At 47.8% G+C, this 9960-nt stretch carries 7 protein-coding genes; 6 read left to right on the forward strand and 1 reads right to left on the reverse strand.

Annotated elements, in window-relative coordinates; genetic code table 11:
* Positions 1 to 14: 14 nt before the first annotated feature.
* On the reverse strand, positions 15 to 1976 hold the full coding sequence (locus tag C9I99_RS22475; protein ID WP_107351071.1) for a bifunctional 2',3'-cyclic-nucleotide 2'-phosphodiesterase/3'-nucleotidase: 1962 nt from the start codon (positions 1974 to 1976) through the stop codon (positions 15 to 17).
* Positions 1977 to 2387: 411 nt separating this feature from the next.
* On the opposite strand from C9I99_RS22475, the gene cysG reads away from it, so the two are divergent.
* The 6 genes from cysG to cysQ are packed head-to-tail and all read left to right on the forward strand — an operon-like array spanning position 2388 to position 9315.
* Positions 2388 to 3812 carry a siroheme synthase CysG gene (cysG, locus tag C9I99_RS22480; protein WP_107351072.1) on the forward strand — a complete coding sequence of 475 codons (1425 nt, stop codon included), beginning with the start codon at positions 2388 to 2390 and terminating at the stop codon, positions 3810 to 3812.
* Positions 3813 to 3825: 13 nt separating this feature from the next.
* Positions 3826 to 4734, forward strand: coding sequence for a sulfate adenylyltransferase subunit CysD (cysD, locus tag C9I99_RS22485; RefSeq protein ID WP_107351073.1), 909 nt, complete (start codon positions 3826 to 3828; stop codon positions 4732 to 4734).
* A 10-nt stretch (positions 4735 to 4744) separates the two neighbouring features.
* On the forward strand, positions 4745 to 6175 hold the full coding sequence (cysN, locus tag C9I99_RS22490) for a sulfate adenylyltransferase subunit CysN (protein ID WP_107351074.1): 1431 nt from the start codon (positions 4745 to 4747) through the stop codon (positions 6173 to 6175).
* Between the two features lie 5 nt (positions 6176 to 6180).
* Positions 6181 to 7908: an SLC13 family permease gene (locus C9I99_RS22495; RefSeq protein WP_107351075.1), complete on the forward strand. Its 1728-nt coding sequence runs from the start codon at positions 6181 to 6183 to the stop codon at positions 7906 to 7908.
* Between the two features lie 24 nt (positions 7909 to 7932).
* Positions 7933 to 8553, forward strand: coding sequence for an adenylyl-sulfate kinase (cysC, locus tag C9I99_RS22500; protein WP_107351076.1), 621 nt, complete (start codon positions 7933 to 7935; stop codon positions 8551 to 8553).
* 15 nt (positions 8554 to 8568) lie between these two features.
* Positions 8569 to 9315, forward strand: a complete 747-nt coding sequence (gene cysQ / locus C9I99_RS22505; RefSeq protein WP_107351077.1) for a 3'(2'),5'-bisphosphate nucleotidase CysQ — start codon at positions 8569 to 8571, stop codon at positions 9313 to 9315.
* The last annotated feature ends 645 nt before the right edge of the window (positions 9316 to 9960 follow it).

The raw sequence follows: 9960 nt of genomic DNA on the forward strand, positions 1-9960 counted from the left end.
GTTCGTTCTCCGACTTACTGTTGCAGGTCGATTCGGTATACCGCAAAGCCGATTTCATCTTTACCGGTTTTTTCCATTGGGTACTGTGCTTTGTCTTTGATGAAGCTGGCTGCTTTGTCGCCCGGTGAGGTTTCGAAAGTGATGTTCAGCTCTTTCTCACTTTTCAGTGGGGCAAAACGCCAGTTGTTGTCAGCACTTGGCGTCACTTCACCTTGCTCTTTGCTGACGCGGGTAATGTAATCCGCGACAACTGTGCGGTTCTCATCTGGCGAGGCAAAGGCAATGTATTCTTCACCAGTACCGGCAAATTTACCGCTGTATGCACGGTAGTTGTTGGTGGCGATGATAAACGGCTGGGTAGGATCAACTGGCTTGCCATTGAAGGTCAAACCTTGAATACGTTCTGCCTTGTCGTTGATCAGCTTGCAGTCGCCATCGTAGCGGGCTGGCTGGGAAACATCGATAGCATAGTTTACGCCGTCGATGACATCGAAGTTATAGGTGCGGAAACCATCCCAGTTGATCAGCCCTTGCTGCTTGTCGCTGCTAAGGTCGATTTGGTTGAATTGGCCGGCAGAGCATTCCAGCCATTCTTTGACTTCTTTACCGGTGACTTTCAGTGCCACTAAGGTGTTCGGGTAAAGGTACAGATCTGCCGCGTTACGGAAGGTTAACTGGCCAGATTCTACTTCGGTAAAGTTGGTTGGATCGTTACCACGACCGCCGGCCTTGAATGGAGCCGCTGCAGACAGGACGGGAATTCCGTCTAGATCTGGGTCGCCTTGGATAAAGCGCTCAACATAATCTTGCTGGGCAAGGCTGACGATTTGTACCGTTGGATCATCCTGAACCAGTGCCAGGAAACTGTACATGACATCGTTGGCCTTACCGATTGGCTGGTTGACAAATTTGCGGGTACCGTCGTGTTCAGCTTTGATGGCTTCGACCATTTTATCGTCAGCTTCAACAATCGCTTCGCCTTTGATTTTATCAAAGATAGGGCGGGCTTCAGTTTGGGCGCTAGTGACCGTCCAGCTTTCGCCTTTTTGCTTAAGCACCAAGTCAATGACACCTAGGTGATCACCCCAGCGACCGGGCATGACGGCAGGAACACCGTTGATGGTGCCTTTCTCCACGTCGGTATTAGGCAGGTTTGCAAACGCCTTGCTTGGGAAAACGGCATGCGAGTGGCCAAAGGCGATCGCATCGATGCCTTCGACTTCTGTGAGGTAATACACTGAATTCTCGGCCATCACTTTGTAAGGGTCCACAGAGACACCAGAGTGCGGAATGGCAATAATGATATCAGCACCTTCCGCTTTCATTTGAGGGACGAACTTTTTAGCAGACTGTTTGATATCTTCAGCCTTGACCTTGCCTTCTAAATGGCGTTTGTCCCATACCAATATTTGTGGTGGCACAAAACCGATGTAACCGATCTTCACTTCGTGTTCGGCACCATCGGTGTCCTTGAAAATGTGAGATTTGATCACGTAAGGCGTAAATAGGTTTTTACCTGTTTTCAAATCGTAGACGTTGGCATTGACGTACGGGAAGTTCGCGCCGGCAATGGCCTTGTCCAGGAAGTCTAAACCGTAGTTAAACTCGTGGTTACCGATGTTACCCACTTCGTAGTTCAGCTGGTTCATTGCCTTGTAAACTGGGTGAATATCGCCTTCACCAAGCCCCTTAGCAGCCATGTAATCCCCCATCGGGCTACCTTGGATCAAGTCGCCGTTATCAACCAAAACACTGTTGGTCACTTCGGATTGGGCTTGCTTTACCAATGTTGCAGTGCGTACTAGACCCGTTTTTTTCGTCGGTTTGTCTTTGTAGTAGTCATAGTCCATGACATTGGTATGGATATCCGTTGTTTCCAAGATGCGAAGCTTGATGGTGTCTGCTGTAGCCGGTCCTGCCATAGCCAGCATGCCGCCCAAAATCGCAATCGATAAGGGTTTGGCTGATAACTTCATAATTTTCTCCGTGAGTGTCGGTATAGGAAAGCGTGCATAAGGTAACAAAAACGCTTCCTAAATTGCGTAACAGAATAGCTTTTATGTGTGATTAATCGCTTTTTTCTGCGTATTTTTTTGTGTTGTTGGAGCGGGGTGGATCAGATAACAACATTTTGACTACGTATAAGCCCGAGAAAAAAAGCAATGCATATTATTTAGTTGAATTTATCACTGAGGTGAATGGTTTCCTTTCTTAATAATGGTCGAGATTTTGCTAATTGAGCGAACTTATCTATGGTTTAAAAGGTAAGAAGAGAGATTAATTTTGAGATAAACATTTTGGAATAAAAAATGAAATTTAAGAATTTCAGGTAATAAAAAATCATAACTATAGTGATGCTATCAACGGATTCTTAGGGGCATTCACACATGGATTATCTGCCAATTTTTGCTGATCTAAAGCGCCGACCGTGCTTGGTTGTTGGCGGCAATGATATTGCTTGGCGCAAGGCGAAGATGTTGCTCAAGGCAGGGGCAGATGTAAAGGTTATCAGCCCGGAGCTGTCACCTCTTTTCCAGCAAGCGGTCGATAACGGCCAGCTGACTTACCTGGGCGAGGAATTCTCGCCACATCACCTTGATGGCATTTTCCTCGCGATTGCCGCCACTGAACGCAAGGCGTTAAACGCTCTTGTTTACCAATCAGCTAACCAGCGGCAGGTGTTGGTCAATGTGGTGGATGATACTCAGCGCTGTAGTTTTATCGTCCCATCGGTTGTCGACCGTTCACCCATTATCGTCGCCGTTTCGTCATCGGGCCAAGCGCCGGTACTGGCAAGATTAATACGTGAAAAGCTCGAGGCATTACTGCCACAACACCTCGGCCTAATGGCTACGATCGCAGGACGTTTTCGTTCTCGCTTGGCCAAGACGGTCACATCATTCCCTGCCCGTCGTCGCTTCTGGGAGCAAGCTTTCAATGGGCGTTTTGCCTCATTGGTAGCTGCTGGACAGGTTGAGTCGGCAGAGTATGAACTGGAGCAATTGAGCCAAGGGCAAAGCTCTGGCGGCGAAGTCGCTCTTATTGGTGCTGGTCCCGGGAATGCTGGGCTACTGACTCTCAGGGCGTTGCAATTATTGCAACAGGCTGATGTGGTGCTGTTCGATTACTTGGTTTCGGATGAGGTAATGAGCCTGGTCCGCCGCGATGCTGAACGGGTTTGTGTCGGTAAGAAAGCCGGCTTTCACAGTGTGCCTCAAGGGGAGACCAACCACTTGCTGGTGGAATATGCCTCCAAAGGTAAGCGTGTTGTCCGCCTTAAAGGGGGGGATCCCTTTGTCTTCGGTCGTGGCGGTGAAGAGCTGGAAGTCTTATTTGAGCACAATATTCCGTTTGAAGTGGTACCGGGGATCACTGCAGCGGCGGGAGCGACGGCGTATGCCGGCATTCCATTGACCCATAGGGATCATGCCCAGACGGCGATGTTTGTCACAGGGCACCTAAAAGCCGGTAGCGATCAGCTCGATTGGCATACTTTGGCCCGGGGCAATCAGACCTTGGTGATCTACATGGGTCTGATGAACTCCTCAGATATCCAGCAGCAGTTGATTCAGCATGGCCGCGATGACACCACTCCGGTTGCGATCATTGAGCGCGGTACTCAGCCAACCCAGAAGATTTTCAAAGGCCAACTCAAAGAGTTGGAAGAGTTAGCTCAACAGGCGGCTTCCCCAGCACTGATCGTAGTGGGTGAAGTGGTCAATCTATCAGAAAAATTACATTGGTTCGGAAAGCAACCTCAGCCTGCTTATCCCAGTGTGGATGAACAAGGTGCTGTGGTGAAACTGGCTTAGCATGGAGAGAGTAATGGACCCGAAAAGATTCACCCATTTAAAGCAACTGGAAGCGGAGAGTATTCATATTATCCGCGAGGTTGCCGCCGAGTTTGATAACCCTGTCATGATGTATTCCATCGGTAAGGACTCCTCGGTCATGCTACATCTTGCCCGCAAGGCCTTTTACCCAGGGAAGATCCCGTTTCCGCTTTTGCATGTCGATACCGATTGGAAATTCCGTGAAATGATCGAGTTCCGTGATCGGGCGGCCGAGAAATACGGCTTTGACCTGTTGGTACACAAAAACCCTGAAGGGTTGGCGATGGGAGTAGGGCCTTTCACGCATGGCTCATCCAAGCATACCGATATAATGAAAACCCAGGGCCTCAAGCAGGCGTTGAATAAATACGGGTTTGATGCCGCTTTTGGTGGCGCCCGTCGTGATGAAGAAAAGTCTCGCGCCAAAGAGAGAGTGTATTCATTCCGTGACAAGAACCACTCCTGGGATCCGAAGAACCAGCGACCGGAGCTCTGGAAGACTTACAACGGTCAGATAAACAAAGGTGAAAGCATTCGGGTCTTCCCGTTATCCAACTGGACTGAATTGGATATCTGGCAATACATCTACCTCGAAGGGATCGAAATAGTCCCTTTGTACCTGTCTGCAGTGCGTCCGGTTGTTGAGCGTGATGGTATGTTGATCATGGTCGATGATGACCGGATGAAGCTTCAACCTGGTGAACAGATAGAGCAAAAGAGTGTGCGGTTCAGAACCTTGGGCTGTTACCCACTGACGGGAGCGATTGAATCAGAGGCCGATACGCTCCCCGGCATTATTGAAGAAATGCTGGTGGCCACTTCCAGTGAGCGCCAAGGTCGGGCGATTGATCATGATCAGTCCGGTTCGATGGAGCTCAAGAAACGTCAGGGATACTTCTAAGGAGAGAATTATGAACAGTACAATTGAACAACAAGTGGCCGAGCTGGGTATTGAAGCCTACCTCGATCAGCATCAAAACAAATCCCTACTGCGTTTTCTGACGTGTGGATCGGTCGATGATGGAAAGAGTACCTTGATTGGTCGTCTGCTCCATGACTCGCAGCAGATTTATGAAGATCAATTGGCTGCCATTCATGCCGATAGCCAGAAGGTCGGGACGACCGGCGATAAACCAGACCTGGCACTGTTGGTTGATGGCCTTCAGGCCGAGCGGGAGCAGGGGATCACGATTGATGTTGCTTATCGTTATTTCTCTACCAAAAAGCGCAAGTTCATTATTGCTGATACCCCTGGGCATGAGCAGTACACCCGGAACATGGCGACCGGTGCTTCGACCTGTGATGTGGCTGTTATTTTGATTGATGCCCGTAAAGGGGTATTGGATCAAACTCGTCGTCACTCCTACATTGCCAGTTTGCTGGGGATCCGTCATTTCGTTGTGGCTATCAATAAGATGGATTTAGTGGGTTTTGAGCAGTCACGGTTTGAATCTATTCGTGATGAGTATCTTGCGTTTGCCGAGCAACTCAATCCGCAGCTGGAAATCAAGCTAGTACCGTTATCCGCCCTAGAGGGGGATAATGTGGTCGACCTTAGCGACCAAACGCCGTGGTATAGCGGTGAATCGTTGCTATCAATGTTGGAATCGGTGGATATCAATGTTGACCGCCAAGCGGGGGATTTCCGTCTACCGGTTCAGTATGTAAATCGACCTAATTTGGACTTCCGTGGCTTTGCTGGTACCGTCGCATCGGGCACGATCAGCGTAGGGGATGCCATCAAGGTGCTGCCATCGGGCAAGCATTCTCATGTTGAGCGTATTGTGACCTTTGACGGTGATTTGCCTGCCGCCTTTGCGGGCCAAGCCGTTACTCTGACACTGGCCGATGAAATTGATATTAGCCGGGGCGATACTCTTGCTGCGGTCGATAACGAGGTCTCTTTGGGCAACCGAGTACTGGCTGATATTGTGTGGATGGCAGAAGCACCGCTCGAAGTGGGACGGCAGTACGATATAAAAGTTGCGGGTAAAAAGACCGTGGGGAGTATTTCAGCTATTCGCCATCAGGTTGACATTAACAACCTTAGTACCTTTGATACTGACAGCCTGCCCCTAAACGGTATTGGTTTATGTGAAGTCGCTCTTATTGAATCAATCGTTGTGGATCCATACCGGCATAGCCCAGATACTGGTGGCTTCATCGTTATCGACCGCCTGACCAATGTTACTGTTGGTGCAGGGATGGTGCGAGAAGCGCTTGCCGAAGAGCAAGCTCTCACCTCAATATCGGTATCTGCATTTGAAGTTGAACTTAATGCTCTGATCCGTAAGCACTTCCCTCATTGGCAGGTGAAAGATGTCAGTAAGCTGCTGGGATAATGATAATGCAATGGGAACAAGGAATGGTTCTTGCCATGTTAATGGTGATTGTAACCTGCCTGCTTGCGACAAGGATCAAGCCAGCTTATTTGTTTGCTGGGGCTGCCTTTGTTGGTTTTCAGGGCGGGATGATTGATTTGCCAACGTTGGCAGGCAATTTTACCAATTCATCACTATTAACCTTGGTGTTATTGATCCTTGTTTCTATTGGATTGGAAAAAACCCGATTGATAAGTTGGGTCGGGAAGCAAATATCGAGTGGGGGGCAATCGATGGTTGTCGCGAAACTGGGACTATCGACCGCCTTCCTGTCCTCCTTTACCAATAATACTGCTGTCGTGGTGTCATTAATTGGGGCGATCAAGCGGAACCAGCGGCATGCCCCTTCGCGCTTGTTGATCCCCTTATCCTATGCAGCCATTTTGGGCGGGACATTAACCCTTATTGGCACCTCAACAAATTTGATCATTAATAGCTTTGTCGAAGACGCCGGGTTACCCAGCTTAGGCTTTTTTGCGCCCACGACGATTGGTCTGGCTGTCTTGGCTGTTGGCTTACTGATTTTAATCCCGTTAAGTTATTTACTACCTATTTATGATGACAGCTCACAGGATGATCTGCCCTATTTCTTGGAGGCCAAGGTTGTCGGTGGCTCTCCACTGGTAGGTAAAAGTGTAGCCGAAAACGGCTTAAGGGCGTTGCGGCGATTGTTCCTCGCGGAGATCGTTCGGGATGGTCAAACCCTTGCTCCGGTCTGTCCTGAGACACAACTCAAGACCGGTGATACTTTACTATTCTGTGGTGATGTGGAAAGCGTGACGACATTACAGGAAATCAATGGACTCCAACTTTTTGGTCAGCATCATCTTAATGGTCAGTCCATGCTTGAAGTTATTGTCAGTCACTCTGCCGGGATCCGCGGAAAGACCTTAAAGAGTGTTCAGTTCCGCGAGCGATTTGATGCGGTTGTTGTGGCCATTCGCCGAGGCCATGAACGGTTGGCTGGTGGACTTGGAAATATTGAACTGCATGCTGGCGACACCTTGGTGGTAGTGCCGGGAAAAACTTTTAACAGTAAAAAGCAGCAACTTAATCGCGAGTTTGTCCTTGTGAACGGACTGGACTCGAGCGCAAGGCTAGATAGTAAAAAAAGCACGACGGTACTTTTGGGTTTCATGCTGGTTATTGTGGCGGCACTCTTGAATGTGTTGCCCATCATCAAGGGGCTGGCTGGCTACTTAGTATTGCTGATTGCCTTCGGGGTGGTCACGTTTGCCGAGCTTAGGCGGCGTTTTCCTATTGATATTGTCGTGATTGTAGGCTCGGCATTGTCACTGGCTCAATTGATGTTATCTAGTGGGCTTTCTGAGCGAATGGGAGACATGTTGATGACTGGTTTTGCGGGGGGGGGAATGTACGGTGCGCTGGTTGCGGTGTATTTACTGACCTTGGTCTTAACAGAGTTGGTTACCAATAATGCAGCCGCCGCATTGGCATTTCCTATCGCATACAGTTTATCGCTGAGCTATGGCGTCGATCCGATGCCTTTCATTATGGCGATTTTATTTGGTGCCAGTGCTAGCTTTATATCTCCTTATGGCTATCAAACTAATCTGTTGGTCTACAGCGTGGGTAATTACAAGCTGAAAGATTATTTACGTATTGGGCTGCCTATTTCATTGGTGTACTCGGTGGTTGTACTGACCTTGATACCACGACTTTTTCCCTTTTAATGATAAATATAAATGGAGTTAGCTATGACATCGGTTGTTCGTTCGGCAAACAATGACAACATTGTTTGGCATACTCACCAAATCGATAAAGCCTTCCGGGCAGAGCAAAAAAAACAACAACCCTGCGTACTGTGGTTTACAGGACTCAGTGGGGCAGGTAAATCGACGGTCGCAGGGGTATTGGAGCACCGCTTGGCAGAGATGGGCTATCATACCTATTTATTAGACGGCGATAATGTTCGTCATGGACTTTGCCAAGATCTTGGGTTTTCTGCTGAAGACCGCCGGGAAAACATTCGGCGTATTGGAGAAGTAGCAAAGCTCATGGCTGATGCGGGATTGATTGTATTAAGCGCGTTTATTTCTCCTCACCGGCACGAGCGTCAGTTAGTGCGTGACATGCTTCCTTCGGGAGAGTTTCTGGAAGTGTTTGTCGATACACCATTGGATGAGTGTGAAAGGCGAGACCCGAAGGGGTTATATAAAAAAGCACGAGCGGGGGAGATCAAACAGTTTACTGGGATTGATTCTGAGTACGAGAAGCCATTAGACGCTGAGGTTCATTTATCAGCGGGCCATAATGATGTTCAACGATTAGTTGATCAATGTGTTGATGTGCTGAAAGCTCGAAAAATTATTGAATAACGGAAGGAGTGATGTGTGGGAAACCAACTTGAATCACTACATCAAATAGCATTGGAAGCCGGTAAGGCTATTATGGCGCTTTACCATTCTCATATTGAGGTGTCAGAAAAAGAGGATCGTAGTCCGGTTACCGCTGCCGACTTAGCTGCAAATGCAATTATTATTGAAAAGTTGGCTGCATTAACACCCGATATCCCCATAGTCTCTGAAGAGTCTGCGCATATCCCTTGGGCAGAGAGAAAACATTGGCCACTATTCTGGTTAGTTGACCCTTTAGATGGCACCAAAGAGTACCTGCGTAAAAATGGTGAGTTCACCGTTAATATTGCGTTGATTGAACAAGGGCTACCAGTCATGGCTGTTGTCTATGCCCCTGCTCTCGGTAAAACGTGGTTAGGTGATGGTCATCAAGCTTGGCTCATTAACAATAATCAGCGAGAGGAAATCAAAGTAAAAGCTGCCAACTCACCTGTTGTGGTTGGGAGTCGCTCTCATCCTAGCCCTAAAATGGAAGAGTTCTTGGCTCAGCTTTCGACATACCAATTAGTCGCGGTGGGTTCATCGCTGAAGTTTTGCTTAGTCGCAGAAGGTCGAGCTCAATATTACCCGAGACTTGGCCCGACGATGATGTGGGATACAGCAGCAGGCCAATGTATTGCTGAAAGTGCAGGAGCGATTGTCAAAAACCTTGATGGTACCCCACTGCGTTATGATCGAGAAGAACTGCTCAACCCTTCTTTTATTGTCAGTCTACCGATCTAAATTTCTTTAGAGGGCTAATACGTCCTCTTTTTTAAAGGTTCTACCACACAGAGAGTAGATATTGTCTACGCTTAATGGTGCGCTTTAGTAAATAACGGGTACCTGAAGCGTTGCTTTGGGCGTTTTTTGTGTTTTTTACCCGTTTACGTTTCTTTTGTCATCAATTGGCCAAAAAAGTCAAAAAAACCATTGCTAATACTTCTAGTCTCCCTATAATGCCGCCTCACCAACGGGATAGCAGCTTCTTAGTAAGCTATTCACAAATTGTGGATAACTTGTTGGTGATAGGTCTGCAAAATTTTGTTGTCATTTTTGAGCTTGACTCTGAAGTGTAAATGACTAGAATTGCCGGCCTTGCTTGTTAATAGTGATGAATTCTTTAAAATAAGAATTTATCCATTGGTAAGCCTTGTCAGCAAAGCGTTTCAAAGAAAAGTTTTTTGAAATTAATTGTTGACACCGAGGTTTGTGCTGGTAAGATACGCAGCCTCAACCGACACGCAGTGTCGAGTTAACGCTCTTTAACAATTTGACCATGCAATCTGTGTGGGCACTCGTGAAATGATAGTCAACAAAAGAATTATCAATGAAACTGAGTGACCAATACAAAATAGCGATTCTATTTATAGGAAAGGTATTTTGGCA

This window comes from Photobacterium lutimaris (assembly GCF_003025555.1).
GTDB classification, from domain to species: domain Bacteria; phylum Pseudomonadota; class Gammaproteobacteria; order Enterobacterales; family Vibrionaceae; genus Photobacterium; species Photobacterium lutimaris.